Consider the following 18,463-nt stretch of genomic DNA (forward strand, 5'->3'; position numbering starts at 1 on the left):
AGCAAGTTCCCCCAACCCCAGCCGATTTGTCTCAGAGGGCATACATGGTGAGTGTTCAATCGCCCCCCGGTGGCCGTGAACTTCCCTACGCGCGCGTGCTGTTGCTACCTGCCATAGCTATGGCAGGGGCGACCGGAGCCGCCGTCGCCCTGGTGACGGGCCCGGCACGGTCCGCCGTCGGCTGGTGCGGGGCCATGGCCACGCTGCTGGTCGTCGCGGTCGCCGCCGAAGCGGTCCGCCGCGGCCGTACCGTCCGTGATCTGCGTGCCGAGCACGCCCGTAACACCGCGTATCTGGAACGGCGCATCGCCGGCCACGACGAGGACTTCTTCCGGCTCGGCGAGGAGATCCTGCCGTACGCGCTCCGTCTGATGCGCGGAGTCGGTTCACCCTCAGAGGTGATTCGCCAACTGGGCCTGCCGGACTCCGCGTACCCCGGACTGCCCGTGCCGCAGCTCCGGCTGCTGGAGCACGTCCTGGAGATCGTCGACCGCGAGGAGGCCATGCGGGACGGCTCGGAGCGCGCGTTCGTCAGCATCGCCCGGCGAGTGCAGTCGATCGTCCACCAGCAGGCCAACGAACTCCGGGAGATGGAGGAGGACCACGGCCGCAACCCCGAGGTCTTCGACGACCTCCTGCGCATCGACCACGGCACCGCGCTGATCGGCCGCCTCGCCGACTCCATCTCCGTGCTCGGCGGCGGCCGGCCCGGACGCCAGTGGCCCGAGCCGGTCGCGCTGTACAGCGTGCTGCGCGGCGCGATGTCCAGGATCCTGGAGTACCGACGTATCGACCTGACCTCCATCGCGCATGTCAACGTCGACGGCAACTCCGTCGAACCGGTCATCCACGCTGCGGCCGAACTCCTCGACAACGCCACGCGCTACTCGCCGCCCCACACCAAGGTGCATGTCACGGCGACCGAGGTGCAGACCGGCATCGCCATCGAGATCGAGGACGCCGGCGTCAGCCTCAGCGAGGAGTCCCGCAAGCGCGCAGAGGGCATGATCGCCCGCGCCCAGGCGGGCTTCGACCTCAACGACCTCGGTGAGGCGCCGCGCCTCGGCCTGGCGGTCGTGGGACGCCTCTGCGAGGCGTACAACATGCAGATCTCGCTCAGGCAGTCCGCGTACGGCGGTGTCCGCGCCATCCTGGTCGTACCGTCCGAGATGCTCACCACCGACCCGGCCGTCGGCCTGGCCCATGGCATCGGTGCCACCGCCGCACCCAAGATCGAACTCGGTGCGCTGGAAGGCCCCAAGCGCCCGCCCAAGAAGCGCCGTCCCACGACCGGCCCGCGTATCCCGGCCTCCGTCTCCATGGAGGACGACATCCCCGAGGTCACCGAGTGGACCGAGAACGGCCTGCCGCAGCGCCGCAGCCGGGTCAAGACCCCGCTCAGCGAGCGGTACGCCCGCTCCAGGGCCGCCGAGGCCGAGATGGAGGCCAACCCGGAGCTGCGGAAACTGTGGGAGCCCGAGTCGCAGAAGAAGAAGGACAAGAAGGACGAGCCCCTGCCGGGCCTGTGGGTCGAGGCGTTCATGGAGGGGCTCAAGGGCGACCCGGACCCCACTGCCTACATCCGGAACCCCGACGACCCGACGACGCTCTCCGGCCACCCGGACGACGCGGCCGACTTCACCGGGTTCCCGGGCGGTTCCACGACCCCGGGCGGCCGCCCGGACGACCTGGCGGCCTTCGGCGGCCACCGGGAAGACCCCACCGCAGCCAGTGCGACCAACCAGCAGCCGGCCCACGCTGAGGCCGACGACGAGGGGGACCTCAAGTGATCTCGCAGCGAGCCAACTTCGACTGGATGCTCAAGACGCTCGCCGACGGCGTACCGGGTGTCCAGCAGATCGTGGTGCTCTCCGCCGACGGACTGCGCATCGCCCGCTACGGCGGCGACCCCGACGCCGCCGACCGTGTCGCCGCCGCCTGCGCGGGGCTGCAGAGCCTCGCGGGCGCCGTCGCGCACGAGATCCCGGACAGCGACGGCACGATGCGCATGGTCATCATCGAGGTCACCGGCGGCTACTTCTACCTGATGGCCGCCGGTCCCAACGCCTACCTCGCCGTCCTCGCCAACGTGGTCGCCGAACCAGGCAGCATGAGCCACCACATGCGTGACCTCGTCGTCCGGATCGGCGAGCACCTCACCAGTCCGCCCCGGCGGAACGGGCAGAGCGTATGACTCCTCCGCAGCGTCGACGGCGCTACCCACTGAAACAGGAGCCCCCGCCGGAACGCCTTCTGAGCCTCGCCGGTACGGAAGGCGGCACGGGCCCGGAGGGCAAGGAGGGCGCCGAGGGTGAGGAAGGAGAGCGCAAGAACCCCGAGCGGCTCTATGTGCTCACCGGCGCGGCCCCGGGCGGCGAGCGCGCCTCTCTCGACCTCGTCACGTTAATCGTGGCGTGCGCCGAACCCCCGCCCTCCGCTCCGCCGGAGCAGTCGGCGCTGCTCCGCCTCTGCAAGGCACCACTGTCCGTGGCCGAGCTATCGGCTTACCTCAACCTGCCGTTCAGCGTGGTGACCGTCCTGCTCACCGAGCTGCTGACGGCCGAACTGGTCCAGGCGCGCGACCCGCTCATCAGCCAGTCGCTCGCCGACCGTTCCCTCCTCGAAGCGGTGATGCATGGACTTCAAAAGCTCTGACACCATCACGGGTCCACGAACCGAGGACCGGCTGCCGCAATCCACCCAGGCCGCGGTGAAGATCGTGATCGTGGGCGGGTTCGGCGTCGGCAAGACGACCATGGTCGGTTCGGTCAGCGAGATCAGGCCGCTGACCACCGAAGAGACCATGACGCAGGCCGGTATCGGCGTCGACGACAACTACGGCTCCGACTCCAAGACGGCCACCACCGTGGCCATGGACTTCGGCCGCATCAGCATCACCGACCAGCTGGTGCTGTACCTGTTCGGCACCCCCGGCCAGGAACGCTTCTGGTTCCTGTGGAACGGGCTGTTCGAAGGCGCCCTGGGCGCGGTCGTCCTGATCGACACACGGCGCCTGGAAGTGAGCTTCGACGTGATAGGGCGACTGGAGGAACGAGGCGTCCCCTTCGTCATCGCCGTCAACTCCTTCCCGGACGCGCCCCGTTACCCGGTCGAGGACCTGCGTTCGGCTCTCGATCTGGCCCCGGAGATCCCCATCGTGGAGTGCGACGCCCGCCGCCGGGCCTCCAGCCGCGACACGCTCATGACGCTGATGCGCTTTCTGCACTCGCTGGAGATGAGGAAGGCGTCCGTCTGAACGCGCCGATCAACGACCCACAAGCAACTCATCTGACACCGGATCCACTTCAGTTTCGGAGCGATCACCGTGACGCTTGAACCCCACCCCTCGACCACCACGGACGACCCCTCGCTCGGACCACCCCCCGGTTGCCCCGCCCACGGCAGCGGCACCGGCCCCGGCGGGCTGCGTCGGCTCTACGGTCCCGAGGCGGAGGACCTGGGAGCCGTGTACGAGAAGCTCCGCGCCGAACACGGCGCGGTGGCCCCCGCGCTGCTCCACGACGACGTGCCGATCTGGGTCGTGCTCGGCCACGGCGAGAACCTGCACATGGTGAGCACCCCCTCGCAGTACTGCAAGGACAGCCGGTTGTGGACCCCCATGCTGGAAGGCATGGTCAAGCCCGACCACCCGCTGATGCCGCACTTCGCCTGGCAGCCCATCTGCGCCCATGCCGAGGGCGACGAGCATCTGCGGCTGCGCGGAGCGGTCACCGGCGCCATGTCGACCATCGACCACCGGGGCATCCGCCGCCACATCAACCGCGCCACCCAGCACCTCGTCAACCAGTTCTGTGAGGACGGCAGGGCCGACCTGGTCGGCCAGTTCGCCGAGCATCTGCCGATGGCGGTCATGTGCGAGATCCTTGGCATGCCCGAGGAGTACGGTGACCGGCTGGTGCAGGCCGCCCGCGACTGCCTCAAGGGCAGCGAGACCGCGCTCGCCAGCCACGCCTATCTCATGGAGGTCCTCAGCCGGCACGCCGTCCGCCGCCGGGCCGAGCCGCAGGACGACTTCACCAGCCATCTCGTCACCCACCCCGCCGGGCTGTCCGAGGACGAGGTCAGGGAGCACCTGCGCGTGGTGCTCCTCGCCTCCTACGAGACCACGGCCAACCTGCTCGCCAACGTGCTGCGCATGGTGCTCACCGAACCGGGCTTCCGGGCGCAGCTGAACGGCGGCCAGATGACCGTGCCCGAGGCGGTGGAGCAGTCCCTGTGGGACGAGCCGCCGTTCAGCACCGTGTTCGCCTATTTCGCCAAGCAGGACACCGAGCTGGGCGGCCAGCGCATCCGCAAGGGCGACGGACTCCTCCTCGGCATGGCACCGGGCAACGTCGATCCGCGGGTCCGCCCCGACCTCAAGGCGAACATGCAGGGCAACCGCTCGCACCTCGCCTTCAGCGGCGGCCCGCACGAATGCCCGGGCCAGGACATCGGCCGCGCCATCGCCGACGTCGGCGTCGACGCGCTGCTGACCCGTGTTCCCGACATCCAACTCGCCTGCCCGGAGCACGAGTTGCGCTGGTTGTCGACCGTCGGGAACCGGCATCTGGTGGAACTGCCCGTGAAGTTCGCGCCGAAGCCCCAGCAGGACGTCATGGAGCGGCCCGCCATCAACCCGTTGCAGCGGCAGCGCCCGGCCAGCTGGCAGATCAGCTCCGAGCAGCCACAGCCCACGGTTCCGGCACCCGCGGCCCCGGCCGCCGAACCCACTCCGCCGCCCGTAGCCGAACCGGTCCGCCGACCGGGCGTGCTGCGCCGCATCCTGCGCTGGTGGCGCGGCGAATGAGCCGGCCGGCCACCGAGGTCATCTGGCCCAGTCCTCGTACGAGGACCAGGCCCCGAGCACACGCGGGCTGACGAACCGATGCTCGAGCCCCGTGACCGGATCGGTGAACTCCAGCACCCGCGCCAGCAGTTGGAGCGGGCGCCGGAAGTCACCGACCGCCACGGGGCCGGTCACCACCGGATAGAGGGGATCGCCGAGGATCGGCACCCCCAACGCGCTCATGTGCACCCGCAGTTGGTGGGTCTGCCCGGTGGCCGGCGTCAGCCGGTACCGGGCCCGCCCGTCTCGGTGCTCGAGCAACTCGACCCGGCTCTCGGCGTTGGGCTCGCCCTCGACCTCGTAGGCCGCCGGCACCCCGCGCTCCTTGACGATCCGGCTGCGCACGGTACGCGGCAGGACCAGTGCCGGATCGTGGGGGGCCACCGCCTCGTACTCCTTCGCCACCCGCCTGTCGCGGAACAGCGTCTGGTAGGCGCCGCGCTCGTCCGGTCTGACCGTGAACAGCACCAGGCCGGCCGTCAGCCGGTCGAGGCGGTGGGCCGCGCCCAGTGCCGGGATTCCAAGCTGCCGACGCAGCCGTGCCAGGGCCGTCTCGGCGACATGGCTGCCGCGCGGGGTGGTGGCCAGGAAGTGCGGCTTGTCGGCCACCACCACGTGCTCGTCCCGATACACGACCTCGATCGCGAAGGGCACGTGCTCCTCGTCCGGCAGGTCCCGGTGGAACCACACGAACATGCCCGGCACGTACGCCGTGTCCCGCGTCACCGGGCGCCCGGTGACGTCCACGACGTGTCCCTCGTCGAGCATGTCGTCGATCACTCCGGCCCCGGCCGCGAGCCGCGCCACGAGGTAGTCCCGTACGGTCGCCCACGTGTCACCGGTCGGCAGCCGCACCCGCACCGGATCCACCCCGTCACGCTGTGGCAGTGGAGAGGGCGGGGGTGGGGTGCGGCGTCTCATCACGGGGAAGCGTACGTGGCGGTTCCAACCGGACGCCGGTCATCCCCGCGAGCGTCCTTCGGGTCGTCAGGATCCGAGGGCCGCGGACGAGACGTCTCCTGGGGCAGGTGCCTGGTACCGCTCGGCGATCGTCGTCCAGACGTCGACGGCGGCGAGGTGGTAACGCATCACTTCCAGCACGGCCGACAGCTGCTCACGATCGTTGCCGTTCAGCTGCAACTGTTCGCAAAGTGCCGGGAGTTGGGTGCGCTCAAGATGGTCGTACTCCGACTGCCTGGCCGCCCGCAGCCGGGTGACCACGGCGGCGGCCTCGTCGACGGAGATGTCCAGAAACCTCGCGTACACGAGGACGAAGTTGCATGTCTCGTCCTCGTTCTCGACCTCTCGGCGGTAGGAGCGGACGTCGTTGTAGAGAGTCTGCAAGTCGGTCCAGGCGTCCATCAGCGCACGGAACTGACGGGACTGGCGCACCCGCGGCGGCACTTCCGCCGCTGCCACGTGCTCGGCGAGGCAGATCCCGACGTGACCACCGAACGAGCCGCGGCGGCGGACAAGGTACTCGGCAGGATCAGGAATTCGCCCGTCGCACATGCATTCAAGCTCCCAGCATTGTCCGTCGGCATATTCCATCACGGCGTTCAGCATGTTGTGTTTCCAGGCTGTCGACCGGGTCGGCTTCATTCGAAGCCATATGTCGGCGAGGGACCTCTCAATGGGGTGCTGCGGTATCGCGTGCGAGGTGCCTTCCTGCGGCATGAACCGAGAGAGCCCGTCCACCATGGCCCGCGCCCCCGGAAGGTCGCGTTCGGCTTTGAATGTCCTTACGAACATCAGGTCGAGGGCGAACATCCACGCGTACAGGTGGTACGCGAGGAACAACTCGTCCTTTGACGCGTAGGGATAGCACCACGCGGTGCAATCGGCGAGTCCGATGGCCGCCCACTCGTCCGGGTCGGCCGCGAGGGGCAGGAGCCCCATGCTGTACGTCCACGCGTCGCCGTCGCGGTTCAGCAGGTCGACGCTCGGGTTCCCCTGCCATGAGTAGAGCATGCGGAGCGAGGGTGTGCTCATCGTGCTGATCTCCTGTCGGGTATTCAAGACCTGGCACGAGCGGTAATTCTCGGATCCTTCGGCTTGGACGGAACACGGAACCGGAGGCTTTCGGGGGATGACGGAACCGGGCGGGAGCGGAGCCTTCCACAATGCCCTCCGGGTGGCGGAGCCGACCGAGTCCATGAACTACGCGCTGTGCTCCGTACGCTGCGACCGCGGCCTGGCTGACCAGTGCGGGAAAAAGGGCCCGCCGGCTGAACCGGTCGAGCGAGGTTTCAGCGGCACGGTCGCGGATCGTCTCTACATTCCGGTGCGCCTGCGGTTTAGTCAACTGTTCGAGGCGATTGGAGCTTGTGCGAGGCGACTTGGCGCGGTAGCGCGGGAGGGTGCCCCGGGCGGCACCGGTCCCGTGTTCTCGGAGATCGACTGGATGACCCTGCCAACGGTGTGCGCATCCGGACACCACCTCCGCGGGCCCGGGCGCGGCACCCCTTCATGCCGTCAATTCGCCCTGAAGGCCGTCACTTTGGACCATGCGATGGTTTTCGGCCTTCGGACAGGGCGCCCTCCTCCGGCGCATGGAGTTGCCCCGGCGCATGGAGCGGTCCTCGACCGGCCGGATGCGCGGCTTCGCGCTCCGCTCAGTGCGCTGCCCGGTTTGCACAACAAGGCTTACTGCAACGGCAATTGAGCCGTATCTGGCAGGGATCGAGCAGGATCCGCGCCAGAGCGCACGCGTCGTGCGCGCATGAGCCGGTACAGAGTTCCGAGAACTACCGTGACGACCAGGAACAACACCGTGAACCACTGGAAGTACCAGTGTCCGCCCGCAGGGTCGTACACCGCCGCCCGCGGCCAGGCCAGGTTGACCGTCATGAACAGGCCGTACAGGAGTGCCAGCGCGTTCACCGGGACGCCCCAGCGGCCGAGGGAGAAGAGGGGCCTGCCGGTCTCGTCGGTGCCGTCCGCGGTGAAGGAACCCTTCAGGCGTCGTACGAGCAGTGGGCCCGTCACCATCGCGTACGCCAGGTACAGCATCACGATGCAGGTGGTGCCGATGGCCAGGAACGCTTCCGGGGACGCGAAGTTGAGGAGGAGCAGGGCAGCCGCGAGGACGCCGACGACCAGGGCCGGGCCGCTCGGCATGCCTGTGCGCGGGTTGACCTTCGCCAGGCGGGACGCGAAGGGCAGCTGGCCGTCGCGGGCCATGGAGAACAGCATCCGGCAGGCCGCCGTCTGGATCGCGAGGGTCGCCACCGCGATCGCCACGACCACGTCGACCAGCAGTGCGCGGCCCACCCCGTCGCCGAGGCTGCTCGTCAGGACGTAGCTCAGGCCCTCGACGCCGAGCCGGCCGTCGGTGAGGCTCGGCGCGGCGAGCAGGCCGGCGATGATGATCAGGCCGCCCAGCAGGCCCGCCGAGGCGAGCGCGGTGAGGATCGTGCGGGGCGCGGTACGCCGGGGATGGTGCGTCTCCTCGCTCATCTCGCCCGCGCTGTCGAACCCGATCATCACGTACGCCGCCGTGAACGAGCCCACCAGCAGCGCCCCGAACAGGCCGGACTCCAGGGCCGTACCCGTGTGGAAGGTGATCCCGGGAGTGCGCTCGGAGTGGGTGAGCAGGAGCACGACGATCAGGACGGCGCCGATGATCTCGGCGGTCACGCCGACCCGGTTGACCAGGGACATCACACGGTTGTCGATGACGTTCACGAAGGTCGTCAGGAGCAGGAGAAGCACGCCGAGGATCGCCGCGTTGGCCGCGCCGCTCGCCGAGGTGGGCGCCGGGTCGTCGCCGACCAGCTGGAAGCCGGACCAGATGGCCGGCATGACGACCTGGAGCGCGAGAGCTGCCGCCGCGACGACCACGATCTGCCCGATCACCATGATCCAGCCGGCGAACCAGCCGAAGGTGAGGTTGGAGAGCCGGGACGACCACTGGTAGATCGCGCCGGAGATCGGATAGCGCGCGGCCAGTTCCGCGAAGCACGCGGCGACCAGCAGCTGGCCGATCAGCACGGCCGGCCAGGCCCAGAAGAAGACCGGGCCGCCGAACGCGTACCCGAAGGCGAAGAACTGGAAGACGGTGGTCAGGACGGAGATGAAGGAGAAGCCGGCGGCGAACGAGGCGTACCGGCCGAGGCTGCGGTGCAGTTCCTGGCGGTAGCCGAACTCGGAGAGGGAGCGGTCGGCGGACGGCTCCGGCGGGTCGGGGCGTACGTCGGAGGGAGCGGTCGTGGTCACGGTGGGACCTGCCTTCGGCGCGGTATTCCTGTCGGGTGACAGAAATTAGGGACGCGCTGTTTCGCAGGGATGTCGTGGCCGTGTCCAAGCGGGGCCCAAGTCCTCACGTGCCCGCGGCGGCGCAGCAAGCGGGAGGGCCGGCGGTGCTCGGCGGTGGGAGGCCGACTCGTGGGGCGTCCTCGGTCGATCTCCGTCCGCTCCGACCCCGGCCGTCAAGTGGGTGGTGGGGGAGGGGAGTTCGGCGAACTCAGGGAGTGTCCCGCCGCCCCGGCCGGGGGAATTCACTCGGCCGGGGCGGTCTGGTGGCTCGGGGGAGGATCAGGAGGTCGCCGGAGCGGCCGGCTCCTGCTCCGCCTCGACCTGCGCGTTCCAGTCCCGCTTGGACGCCTGCCAGCCGTCCTCGTCGTGACCGAGGCGCCAGTAGCCGGAGATCGAGAGGTCCTCGCGCGGGATACCGCGCTCCACGCGCAGCAGCCGGCGCAGCTCCTTCACGAAAGCCGCCTCGCCGTGTACGAACGCGTGCACGCGGCCCGCGGGGAACTCCAGGGCGCGTACGGCCTCGACGAGGGCCTGGCCCAGGGGGCGATCGCCGCGGTGCAGCCAGCGGACCTCGACGTCGGAGTCGATCTTCTGCTCCTCCTCGGGGCCCGCGACCTCGACGAACGCGTAGGCCGTCGCGCCGTCCGGCAGTGACTCAAGGGAGCAGGCGATCGCGGGCAGCGCGCTCTCGTCACCGACGAACAGATGCCAGTCCGCGTCAGGGTTCGGAGCGTACGCGCCGCCGGGGCCGCCGAAGGCCAGCGTCTCGCCGGGCTGGGCGCGCATCGCCCAGGGGCCGGCCAGGCCCTCGTCGCCGTGCAGGACGAAGTCGAGGGTCAGTTCGCGCAGTTCGGGGTCCCAGGCGCGCACCGTGTAGGTGCGGGTCACCGGCCACTGCTCGCGCGGGAACTCCTCGCGGACGCGCTGCATGTCGAAGGGCTGCGGGTAGGTGACGCCCTCGGCCGGGAACAGCAGTTTCACGTAGTGGTCGGTGCGGGTGCCGGCCGTGAACTCGGCGAGGCCGTCGCCGCCCAGGACCACGCGCTGCATGTGCGGTGTCAGGCGCTCGGTGCGGACAACCTGCGCGGAGTGGGTCTTCGGAGCCCTGCGTTCCGGGCGCTCTGCCATGACGGCCTCCCTGTTACCTTGCTTAGGCTTACCTAAGTTAGCATCTCCCCCTTGGAAATCCCTGCTACCCAGGCAATCTTCGTCCTGATGCCGGGGAAGCGGTACCTCACCTTCCGAGTGTTGTGAGCAATCTCTCCAGCGAACCCCCGAGTCCCCAGCGGGCGGCGAGCAGTTCGAGCGCCTCGGGGTCGCGTGGCGCATGCGGCACCGCCGTGTCGACGTCCGGCAGCGGGACATCGGCCGCGACCAGTACGACCTTGGGCGCGACCTCGACGTACGGCCGTGACTCGTCGAGCCGCTTCCGCTGCGAGGGCGTCAGCTTCGCCCTCGGGTCGTCGACCGCGGCCATGATCCCGGCCAGGTCGCCGAACTCGGCCAGCAGCTTCGCGGCCGTCTTCTCGCCGATGCCCGGCACGCCCGGCAGCCCGTCGCTCGGGTCGCCGCGCAGCAGCGCCAGATCCGCGTACCCCTTCCCGTCCACCCCATACCTCTCGCGCAGCCAGGCCTCATCGGTCAGCTGCAGGGAGCCCACGCCCTTGAGCGGGTACAGGACACGCACCCCACGCTCGTCGTCGACCAGTTGGTACAGGTCCCGGTCGCCGGTGACGATGTCGACAGGGCCCTTCGCGCGCGCGGTGAAGGTGCCGATCACGTCGTCCGCCTCGTAGCCCGCGACGCCCACGCGCGCGATGCCGACCGCGTCCAGTACCGCCTCGATGACCGGCACCTGCGGCGACAGCGTGTCCGGCACCTCCTCCTCGTCCGGCCCCACCTCGCGCTCCTCGGCGACGCGGTGGGCCTTGTACGAGGGGATCAGGTCGACCCGCCACTGCGGACGCCAGTCCGCGTCCATGCACGCCACCAGGTGATCCGGGCGATGGTCCTTGACCAGCCGGTCGATGAACTCGAGCAGCCCGCGCACGGCGTTCACCGGCATGCCGTCCGGAGCCTTCACGGACTCCGGGACGCCGAAATAGGCGCGGAAATAGAGCGAGGCGGTGTCGAGAAGCATCAGTCGTCCGGTCACGCTCGCATCATGCCGTACGCCACTGACAGTCACCCGGCGCGCCACTTCCGGACGCTCCCCGAGGCCCGTTCCGCAGGCCGCGCGTTACCTGTGCGAAGTGCTGTGAACTGGCCCACTCCTCTGTTTGCCCACGTCGAGCAGGGGCAGGCGCGGCCACGGAGGGGGTCGGTTGTTCGCTCGACATCGCACCCGAAAACGTCAGCACCCGGCACTACCCAGCACCACCACACAGCACCACGAGGAGCACCCCTTGTCTTCCAGGCTTGAGGCCGAGCATCTGTACAAGGTGTTCGGCAGACGACCCGGCGACGCGGTCGCCCGACTAGAACAGGGAACCGACCGCGACGAACTGCGCGACGACGGCACCACCGCCGCCGTCATCGACGCCTCCATCACGGTCGAACCGGGCGAGATCTTCGTCGTCATGGGCCTGTCCGGCTCGGGCAAGTCGACGCTGCTGCGCATGCTCAACGGCCTGCTGGAACCCACTGCCGGACACGTCCGCTTCGACGGCCAGGACCTGACCGCGCTCGGCGACCGTGAACTGCGCGCACTGCGCGCGAACAAGATCAGCATGGTCTTCCAGCACTTCGCGCTCTTCCCGCACCGCAGCGTCCGCGAGAACGCCGCGTACGGCCTGTCCGTGCAGGGCGTGCCCCGCGCCGAGCGCGAGCGCCGCGCCGACGAGGCGCTCGCCCTGTGCGGTCTGGCCGGCTGGGAGGACTCGTGGCCCGACGAGCTGTCCGGCGGCATGCAGCAGCGCGTGGGCCTCGCCCGCGCGCTGGCCACCGACGCCGACCTGCTGCTCATGGACGAGTCGTTCAGCGCCCTCGACCCGCTGATCCGCCGGGACATGCAGGACCAGCTCCTGGAACTCCAGAAGACCCTGAAGAAGACCATCGTGTTCATCACCCACGACCTCAACGAGGCCATGCGCCTGGGCGACCGCATCGCCGTCATGCGCGACGGCCGCATCGTCCAGACGGGCACCGCCGAGGACATCCTCGTCCGCCCCGCCGACGACTACGTCGCCTCCTTCACCAAGGACGTCGACCGCACGCGCGTGCTCACTGCCGGCGCTGTCATGGACCGGGGGACGCGCGGCGACGAGGCCGACTGCGACTGCCCGACGGCGACGCCCGACACGCCGTTCACCGAACTGTGCGCGCTCAGCGCCCGTCTCTCCCACCCGGTCGCCGTGGTCACCGCGCCCCCGGACCGCCGACTCGTCGGGGTCGTACCGAGACAGCGCCTCGTCGGGTTCCTGGGCGACGAGCAGGGCGACCCCGAGCCCTGCGACAGCCCGAGCGCCCCGGCCCACGCGGAGGGGAAGGTGACCACCCGTGCCTAGGCTCCAGCTCGGCGACTGGGTCGACGACGGCGTCACCTGGCTCGTCAACCACATGTCCTGGCTCTTCGACGCGATCAAGACGGTCGTGGAGGGCCTGTACGACGGCATCAACGCGGTACTCACCGCCCCGGAGCCCCTCCTCCTGGCCGGCATCCTCGCGGTGGCCGCCTGGTGGCTGCGCGGCCTGGTCGCGGGCGTGCTCGCCTTCGCCGGATTCGCGCTCGTCGACTCCATGGCCCTGTGGGACCGCGCCATGTCGACGCTCGCCCTGGTGCTCGTCGCCACCCTCATCGCCCTGGTGATCTCGATTCCGCTGGGCATCTGGGCGGCCCGCTCCAGGACGGTCGGCGCCGTTCTGCGGCCCGTCCTGGACCTGCTCCAGACGATGCCGTCGATGGTGCTGCTGATCCCGGCGATCCTGTTCTTCGGCATGGGCGTCCCGGCGGGCGTCGTCGCCACCCTGATCTTCGCCCTCGCTCCCGGCGTACGCATGACCGAACTCGGCATCCGCCAGGTCGACGCCGAACTCGTCGAGGCCGCCGAGGCGTTCGGTACGCCGCCCCGCGACACACTGCTGCGCGTGCAGCTGCCGCTCGCCCTCCCGACGATCATGGCGGGCGTCAACCAGGTCATCATGCTCGGCCTGTCCATGGTCGTCATCGCCGGCATGGTCGGCACCGGCGGGCTCGGCGGTGCCGTCAACGAGGCCATCGGCCAGCTCGACATCGGGCTCGGCTTCGAGGCGGGGCTCGGCATCGTCGTCCTCGCCATCTACCTCGACCGGATGACCGGCGCGCTCGGCGCCCAGATCTCCCCGCTGGGCCGCCGCGCCGCCGCCAGGGCTCGCACCGCGGGCACCCCGAAGCTCTGGAACCACCGCCCCAGCCCGGTCGTCGCACTGGCCGGCGTGCTCGTCCTGGCGCTCGTCGCCGGCGGCCTCGGCGTCTTCGGCTCCTCCTCGCAGACCGCGCGGGCCGCCGGGACGGACGTGGGCCAGGGCAAGAAGGTCACCATCGGCTACATCCCCTGGGACGAGGGCATCGCCACCACGTTCCTGTGGAAGGAGCTCCTGGAGGAGCGCGGCTTCGACGTCACGACCACCCAGTACGCCGCCGGCCCGCTGTACACGGGCCTGGCCACCGGCCAGATCGACTTCCAGACGGACTCCTGGCTGCCCGTGACCCACGCCGAGTACTGGAAGAAGTACGGCGACCAGCTCGACGACCTGGGCAAGTGGTACGGCCCCACCTCCCTGGAACTGGCCGTCCCGTCGTACGTGAAGGGCGTCGACTCGCTCGCCGACCTCAAGGGACAGTCGTCGAGGTTCAAGGGGCGGATCGTCGGCATCGAACCCAGCGCCGGGATGATGGGCCTGCTCAAAGGCAAGGTCCTGGGGGAGTACGGCCTCGGCGACGAGTACCAGGTCGTCGACGGCTCCACCCCGGCCATGCTCGCCGAACTCAAGCGCGCGTACGCCAAGAAGGAACCGATCGTCGTCACCCTCTGGTCGCCGCACTGGGCGTACAGCGACTACGACCTGAAGAAGCTCAAGGATCCCAAGGGCGCCTGGGGCAAGGGCGACGGCGTGCACACGCTCGCCCGCAAGGGCTTCGCCGAGGACAACCCCGAGGTCGGCGCCTGGCTGAAGAACTTCTCCATGACCGAGGCACAGCTCACCGGCCTTGAGGCGCGCATCCAGCAGGCGGGCAAGGGCGGCGAACAGGACGCCGTCCGCGCCTGGCTGAAGGCGAACCCCGGGCTCGCAAGCAAATGGGCACCGGCCGCCGATCCCGAGGGGAAGAGCGGCGCGAAAGGGGTATCGAACAACTGAGGGAGCCGCTCAGGAGGGGTGGGTCGAAACCGGCGACACGCGCGCGTGCGGGTGTTTCCGGTGCGGCCCACCCCTCGCGGCGTTCCCGGGCACGGATGTCTCCGCGTACGAAAAGGATCCGGACAACCACGGAGTGCTATGCCCTCACCCCGGCCTGACCGCCGCGGCGGCCCGTCCCGCTGGTCAGCCGCCCCGCACGCGCGCGTGGGACCGCGCCGGAAGGGGCCGGGCGGCCCTTCTCCTGGCGTGAACCGTGGGGGTCGTACCCGACGGCGGACGACACCGATCTGACGGGCGCATGAAACGGTTTGACGAACATGCGTAGGGTGCAAGGAAGTCATCAGGGAACGCGTCGTGCATGTTTCGGAGACGATCCGGCGAACAGCCACCGAACACGCGGCGCGATGCGCTGTGATGGACGTACACGAACCGGGCGCGACGACGAGCCGAGGAGGGAGCCGGAGCTATGGGCGACCACAAAGAACAGCCCCTTCGGGTGGGCGCGGCCGTCCGGCGGCGGCGCCGGGCGCTGGAGCTCACCCTCGCCGTCGTGGCCGAACGCAGCGGGCTGTCGGTGCCCTTCCTGAGCCAGATCGAGAACGAGCGGGCGCGGCCCAGCCGCAGCTCCCTGGAGAAGGTCGCCGACGCCCTGCGCACCACCGCGGTCGAACTGCTCGCGGCGGCGGACCCGGCCTGCAGCGTCGACGTCGTCCGCGCGGACGCCCTCGAACCCGCCCTCGACGAACCCCGGGTGCGCTCCCTCGTCCGAGGACACCAGCAGCTGCACGCGATGGAGTTCACCGGCGACCACGACGCGGGCCGCGAGTTCCAGCACCGCAACGACGAGCTGATGTACGTCGCCGACGGCGCCGTGGAGATCGAGGCGGAGGGCCGCGCACACCGGCTCGGCCGCGGTGACACGCTGTACCTGACCGGTGGCGTACGGCACCGCTGGCGGGCGACCGTGCCGGACACCCGGGTGATCGTGGTGGCGGTGGCCGAGCACATCGAGGCGGTGCAGGAAGGGCGCCGCTGAGACACGGCAGCCGCGTTCGCCGTCAACTCGTATCCGGTGCGCAGCAGTTGAGGAAACCCACCATGAGAGTGATTTCGCTGGTGCCGTCCCTGACGGAGGCGGTGGCGGTCACCGTGCCGGGCGCTCTCGTCGGGGTCACCGACTGGTGCAGCCACCCGGCCGACCTCGGTGACGACGTCGTATGCGTCGGCGGCACCAAGAACCCCAAGGTCGAGCAGATCGTCGCGCTCGCCCCGGATCTGGTCGTCGCCAACGAGGAGGAGAACCGCGAACCCGACCTGGCCGCCCTGCGCGAGGCGGGCATCGAGGTGCTGCTCACCGAGGTGCGGGACGTCCCGCAGGCCTTCCGGGAACTGGAGCGGGTGGTGACGGCATGCGGGGCCGCATCGCGCCCCCGGTGGCTCGACGAGGCGGAGACGGCGTGGTCGGCGCCGGAGCGCTGGTGGAGCACGGCCACCGACCTGCGGACGACCGCTGTCGTGCCGATCTGGCGGCGACCCTGGATGGTGTGCGGCCGGGACACCTTCGCGGGTGACGTGCTGGCGCGGCTGGGCGTCGACAACGTGTACGCGTCCCACGCCGAACGCTATCCGCGCGTGCCGATCGAGGAGCTGCGAGCCGCCGCCCGGCCCGGGATCGTCGTGCTGCCGGACGAGCCGTACCGCTTCACGGCCGAGGACGGTCCCGAGGCGTTCGACGGGGTGCCGTACGCGCTCGTCAGCGGGCGCCACCTCACCTGGTACGGGCCGTCACTGGCCGAGGCGCCGCGGGTGCTGGGCGAGGCCCTGCGAGCAGCTCACCGCTGACCACGCCCCGGACGGTACGGACGGTGGCCCCCGCCCAGGCGGCGACGAGCAGGACGTACAGGGCGACGGCGAGAACGCCGAACACGGCGATCCCGGTGTGCCGGGCGAGGCCCGCAGCCCCCGTCGCACAGGTGCCCACCGGGAAGGTGAAGGCCCACCAGGTCATCGCGAAGCCCATGCCCCGGCGCCGGGCACGCAGCACCAGAACGCCGGCGAGGGCGAGCCACAGCAGGGCGAAGCCCATGACGGGGACGCCGTAGAGGACGGCGGCGCCGGCGGCGGTGGCATGCGGGGCGGGTACGACGCCCGGGGCGAGGTCGGCGAAGTTGCCGGCGGCGGTGGTGGACTGGCCGAGCGGGCCCAGCGCCAGGAACAGGGTCGGGGTGAGGGCGAGCGGGAGCGGACCGCTCGTGAGGAGACGGGCCACGACGACCGGCAGCATCACCAGCGTCGCGAGCAGACTCGTGCCGAACATCGCCAGGCAGGCGATCAGCAGCGTCCGCTGCCCCTGCCCGGGCGGGAGGTGCGGGACGAGAAGCGGACCGAGCGCCGCGGACACCATGGGCGCGACGACGGGCAGCAGCCATACGGGGCTGGGGGTGCCACCGCGCACGACCAGGAGACAGGGGACCGCGACGGCCGCGACGAGCCCGACGAGCGTCCCGGCGGTGAAGAGGATGGCGTCGAGGGCGACGGCGGCCGGTACACCGATCCAGTCCCGCCCGACGACGAGGGCGCCGCCTCCGACCGCCGTCAGGGCCATGGCGAGACAGCCGTAGAAGGGTGCCGTGGAGGGGTCGAGGAGGTGGGCGCGGGCCTGGTCGCGGTGGTGGACCCAGTGCAGGGCACGGGCGCAGAGCAGCGCGAGCAGGAGGGCGAGGGAGAGGGCCCAGACGGCCGTGCAGACGGTACGCAGTCCCGGGATGCCGTCCGCGCCGGGGAGCCCGGCGCCCGCGGTGCCCACGATGGCGGTGCCCATGACGGGGGCGTACCAGTTGGGGCCGAGGTGGCGGAGGCCGGCGAGGGGGAGGGGGCGCACGGAGTGGGGGCGCTGGGGCTGGGTCTCGAGGCCGGCGAGTGGGCGGGGGTGGGCGGCGGTTGCGGTGACTGCGGTTGCCATGGCCCCACGCTCGCGCGGGGTGAGGGCGGTCACCAGGGGGTTCGGATGAATGAGGGCATAAGCTGGATCTATGGGCGATGTGGAGGGCAGGGCCGCGCGGTCGGCGGGGGTCGCGCACCGGGTCCCGGACCTCGGCGCGATGGAGCTGCTCCTCGCGGTCGCGCGGCTGGGCAGTCTCGGGCGGGCCGCGCAGGAACTCGGCGTCACACAGCCGGCCGCCAGCAGCCGTATCCGGTCGATGGAACGCCAGCTGGGCGTGGCTCTCGTGGACCGCTCACCGCGCGGCTCCCGGCTCACGGACGCCGGTGTGCTCGTCACCGACTGGGCCCGGCGGGTCGTCGAGGCGGCGGAGGCGTTCGACGCCGGGGCGCAGGCCCTGCGGGCGCGGCGCGACTCCCGGCTGCGGGTGGCGGCGAGCATGACGATCGCCGAGTACCTGCTGCCGGGCTGGCTGCTGGCGCTGCGCGCGCTGCGTCCCGAGACGGCGGTGTCGTTGCTGGCCGGGAACTCGGCGACGGTGGCGGAGCGCGTCCTGGCGGACGAGGCGGACCTCGGGTTCGTGGAGGGGACGGGCGTACCGAGCGGTCTTGACTCGACGGTCGTCGCCAAGGACCGGCTGATCGTCGTCACCGCGCCGGGACATCCGTGGGCGCGGCGGCGGAAGCCGGTGGGGGCACAGGAGTTGGCGGTGACGCCGTTGATCCTGCGGGAGGAGGGGTCGGGGACGCGGCAGGTGCTGGACACCGCGTTGGGCGGGCTGGCGCGTCCGCTGATCGAGCTGTCGTCGACCACGGCGGTGAAGGCTTCGGCGGTGGGTGGGGCGGGGCCGGCGGTGCTGAGTGAACTGGCGGTGGGGGAGGAGTTGGCGACGCGGCGGTTGGTGTGTGTGCCGTTGGACGGGGTGCGGTTGGATCGGGAGTTGCGGGCGGTGTGGCCGGTGGGGCATCGGCCCGTTGGGCCGGCTCGGGAGTTGTTGGGGTTGACCCGGGGGTGAGTTCGCCCCCGCCGCCCCTATCCGTCCCATCCCTGGGGGCTGCGCCCCCAGAGCCCCCTACGGC

16 protein-coding genes are annotated in these 18,463 nt (G+C 70.6%); 10 read left to right on the plus strand and 6 right to left on the minus strand.

Annotation, left to right across the window (positions count from 1 at the left end):
- The first annotated feature begins 44 nt into the window (after positions 1 to 44).
- The 5 genes from PV396_RS24120 (at position 45) to PV396_RS24140 (ending at position 4,810) form a co-directional block, all read left to right on the plus strand.
- Positions 45 to 1,790, plus strand: coding sequence for a sensor histidine kinase (locus tag PV396_RS24120; protein WP_319207825.1), 1,746 nt, complete (start codon positions 45 to 47; stop codon positions 1,788 to 1,790).
- Entirely contained in the window at positions 1,787 to 2,194 is a 408-nt protein-coding gene (locus PV396_RS24125) for a roadblock/LC7 domain-containing protein (protein ID WP_319207827.1), read from the plus strand. Before PV396_RS24120 ends, PV396_RS24125 begins: the two co-directional genes overlap by 4 nt.
- Positions 2,191 to 2,655, plus strand: coding sequence for a DUF742 domain-containing protein (locus tag PV396_RS24130; protein WP_319207829.1), 465 nt, complete (start codon positions 2,191 to 2,193; stop codon positions 2,653 to 2,655). Before PV396_RS24125 ends, PV396_RS24130 begins: the two co-directional genes overlap by 4 nt.
- Positions 2,636 to 3,256, plus strand: coding sequence for a GTP-binding protein (locus tag PV396_RS24135; protein ID WP_319207832.1), 621 nt, complete (start codon positions 2,636 to 2,638; stop codon positions 3,254 to 3,256). Before PV396_RS24130 ends, PV396_RS24135 begins: the two co-directional genes overlap by 20 nt.
- A gap of 69 nt (positions 3,257 to 3,325) precedes the next feature.
- A complete protein-coding gene (locus tag PV396_RS24140) occupies positions 3,326 to 4,810 on the plus strand; it encodes a cytochrome P450 (RefSeq protein ID WP_319207834.1) in 1,485 nt (494 codons plus the stop codon).
- Positions 4,811 to 4,828: 18 nt separating this feature from the next.
- Here the strand turns inward: PV396_RS24140 and PV396_RS24145 are convergent, their stop codons facing one another.
- The 5 genes from PV396_RS24145 to PV396_RS24165 all read right to left on the minus strand — a co-directional run bounded on the left by PV396_RS24145 (position 4,829) and on the right by PV396_RS24165 (position 11,261).
- Entirely contained in the window at positions 4,829 to 5,770 is a 942-nt protein-coding gene (locus PV396_RS24145; protein ID WP_319207835.1) for an RluA family pseudouridine synthase, read from the minus strand.
- 66 nt (positions 5,771 to 5,836) lie between these two features.
- On the minus strand, positions 5,837 to 6,841 hold the full coding sequence (locus PV396_RS24150; protein ID WP_319207838.1) for a terpene synthase family protein: 1,005 nt from the start codon (positions 6,839 to 6,841) through the stop codon (positions 5,837 to 5,839).
- A gap of 654 nt (positions 6,842 to 7,495) precedes the next feature.
- Entirely contained in the window at positions 7,496 to 9,067 is a 1,572-nt protein-coding gene (locus PV396_RS24155; RefSeq protein ID WP_319207840.1) for an amino acid permease, read from the minus strand.
- 318 nt (positions 9,068 to 9,385) lie between these two features.
- The gene (locus PV396_RS24160; RefSeq protein ID WP_319207842.1) at positions 9,386 to 10,234 is read right to left on the minus strand and encodes a siderophore-interacting protein; all 849 of its coding nucleotides are present in this window, start codon (positions 10,232 to 10,234) and stop codon (positions 9,386 to 9,388) included.
- A gap of 106 nt (positions 10,235 to 10,340) precedes the next feature.
- On the minus strand, positions 10,341 to 11,261 hold the full coding sequence (locus tag PV396_RS24165) for a 5'-3' exonuclease (RefSeq protein WP_319207844.1): 921 nt from the start codon (positions 11,259 to 11,261) through the stop codon (positions 10,341 to 10,343).
- A 250-nt stretch (positions 11,262 to 11,511) separates the two neighbouring features.
- On the opposite strand from PV396_RS24165, the gene PV396_RS24170 reads away from it, so the two are divergent.
- The 4 genes from PV396_RS24170 to PV396_RS24185 all read left to right on the plus strand — a co-directional run bounded on the left by PV396_RS24170 (position 11,512) and on the right by PV396_RS24185 (position 16,285).
- On the plus strand, positions 11,512 to 12,612 hold the full coding sequence (locus PV396_RS24170) for a glycine betaine/L-proline ABC transporter ATP-binding protein (RefSeq protein ID WP_319207846.1): 1,101 nt from the start codon (positions 11,512 to 11,514) through the stop codon (positions 12,610 to 12,612).
- On the plus strand, positions 12,605 to 14,443 hold the full coding sequence (locus PV396_RS24175; RefSeq protein WP_319207848.1) for an ABC transporter permease/substrate binding protein: 1,839 nt from the start codon (positions 12,605 to 12,607) through the stop codon (positions 14,441 to 14,443). The genes PV396_RS24170 and PV396_RS24175 overlap by 8 nt, the downstream gene beginning before the upstream one ends.
- Before the next feature lie 466 nt (positions 14,444 to 14,909).
- Positions 14,910 to 15,479 (plus strand): XRE family transcriptional regulator, encoded by a 570-nt coding sequence (locus PV396_RS24180; protein WP_319207849.1) that lies wholly within the window; start codon positions 14,910 to 14,912, stop codon positions 15,477 to 15,479.
- 62 nt (positions 15,480 to 15,541) lie between these two features.
- Positions 15,542 to 16,285: a helical backbone metal receptor gene (locus tag PV396_RS24185; protein WP_319207851.1), complete on the plus strand. Its 744-nt coding sequence runs from the start codon at positions 15,542 to 15,544 to the stop codon at positions 16,283 to 16,285.
- Here PV396_RS24185 and PV396_RS24190 read toward each other — a convergent pair.
- A complete protein-coding gene (locus PV396_RS24190) occupies positions 16,212 to 17,405 on the minus strand; it encodes a TDT family transporter (protein ID WP_319207852.1) in 1,194 nt (397 codons plus the stop codon). The genes PV396_RS24185 and PV396_RS24190 overlap by 74 nt on opposite strands.
- Positions 17,406 to 17,475: 70 nt before the next feature.
- Here PV396_RS24190 and PV396_RS24195 point away from each other — a divergent pair, with 70 nt between their 5' ends.
- On the plus strand, positions 17,476 to 18,399 hold the full coding sequence (locus tag PV396_RS24195) for a LysR family transcriptional regulator (RefSeq protein ID WP_319207854.1): 924 nt from the start codon (positions 17,476 to 17,478) through the stop codon (positions 18,397 to 18,399).
- Positions 18,400 to 18,463 lie beyond the last annotated feature (64 nt).

The organism is Streptomyces sp. ME02-8801-2C, assembly GCF_033793965.1.
In the GTDB taxonomy this organism is placed as follows: Bacteria; Actinomycetota; Actinomycetes; order Streptomycetales; family Streptomycetaceae; genus Streptomyces.

Coding starts and splice junctions, on each gene's coding strand:
- PV396_RS24120 (WP_319207825.1), top strand. CDS start 45: ATGGTGAGTGTTCAATCGCCCCCCGGTGGCCGTGAACTTCCCTACGCG.
- PV396_RS24130 (WP_319207829.1), top strand. CDS start 2,191: ATGACTCCTCCGCAGCGTCGACGGCGCTACCCACTGAAACAGGAGCCC.
- PV396_RS24135 (WP_319207832.1), top strand. CDS start 2,636: ATGGACTTCAAAAGCTCTGACACCATCACGGGTCCACGAACCGAGGAC.
- PV396_RS24145 (WP_319207835.1), bottom strand. CDS start 5,770: ATGAGACGCCGCACCCCACCCCCGCCCTCTCCACTGCCACAGCGTGAC.
- PV396_RS24150 (WP_319207838.1), bottom strand. CDS start 6,841: ATGAGCACACCCTCGCTCCGCATGCTCTACTCATGGCAGGGGAACCCG.
- PV396_RS24160 (WP_319207842.1), bottom strand. CDS start 10,234: ATGGCAGAGCGCCCGGAACGCAGGGCTCCGAAGACCCACTCCGCGCAG.
- PV396_RS24180 (WP_319207849.1), top strand. CDS start 14,910: ATGGGCGACCACAAAGAACAGCCCCTTCGGGTGGGCGCGGCCGTCCGG.
- PV396_RS24185 (WP_319207851.1), top strand. CDS start 15,542: ATGAGAGTGATTTCGCTGGTGCCGTCCCTGACGGAGGCGGTGGCGGTC.
- PV396_RS24190 (WP_319207852.1), bottom strand. CDS start 17,405: ATGGCAACCGCAGTCACCGCAACCGCCGCCCACCCCCGCCCACTCGCC.
- PV396_RS24195 (WP_319207854.1), top strand. CDS start 17,476: ATGGGCGATGTGGAGGGCAGGGCCGCGCGGTCGGCGGGGGTCGCGCAC.